1 pseudogene is annotated in these 791 nt (G+C 48.0%); it reads left to right on the top strand.

Going from position 1 to position 791, the window contains the following annotated elements:
- Positions 1–79: 79 nt before the first annotated feature.
- Positions 80–791: pseudogene (locus tag GMA8713_RS27140) on the top strand (IS3 family transposase); the annotation flags it as partial.

The raw sequence follows: 791 nt of genomic DNA, 5'->3' as shown, positions 1-791 counted from the left end.
AGAAGTGGCCCCCAATTTTCGGACATGACTTTAAGTGATTGATCTGTTTTGATAGTCCCCAGAAAGACTGGAGCAGATGATGACAAGAAAACGTAGAAACCACTCACCCGAATTTAAAGCGAAGGTGGCGCTTGCTGCCGCTAAAGGTGATAAAACGGTTGCCGAGTTAGCGCAACAGTACAACCTGCACGCTAACCAAATCTCAACATGGAAGAAAGAGCTGCTGGATAATGCGGCCATGATTTTTGCTTCTGAAAGTCAGTTGGGCAAGGACACCTCCGAAGAGGTGGACAAACTCCACGCCAAGATCGGTCAGTTGACCATGGAAAATGATTTTTTGGCGAAAGTGCTCGGTCGTTAGACCGGGCCCAGCGAAAAAACTCGCTGGTTAACTCAACCCCATTGCCGATAAAACGCCAGTGTGAGCTTCTCAATATTGCTCGCTCTACGGCTTACTATCGCCCCATCGGACCCTCTGATGAGGAAATTGAATTACGCCGTATGATTGATGAAATTCATCTGCAGTATCCGTTCATGGGCAGTCGGCGTATTCGAACTGAGCTGGCTAAAAAAGAGCGTCATGTTAATCGCAAGCGCATCGTACGTATCATGCGAGAAATGGGCATAGGGGCGATTTATCCCAAACCCAAAACAACACTGGCGAACAAAGCACACAAGGTTTATCCCTACCTGCTGCGTGATATCGATGTCACTTATCCAAACCAAGCTTGGGCGATTGACATCACGTACATCCCCATGGCGAAGGGGTTCCTGTATCTGGTGGCCATTAT

This window comes from Grimontia marina (assembly GCF_900060185.1).
GTDB lineage: Bacteria > Pseudomonadota > Gammaproteobacteria > Enterobacterales > Vibrionaceae > Enterovibrio > Enterovibrio marinus.
Note: the sequence above shows the minus strand (reverse complement) of the source record. Positions and strands in the feature narration are given on the sequence as shown.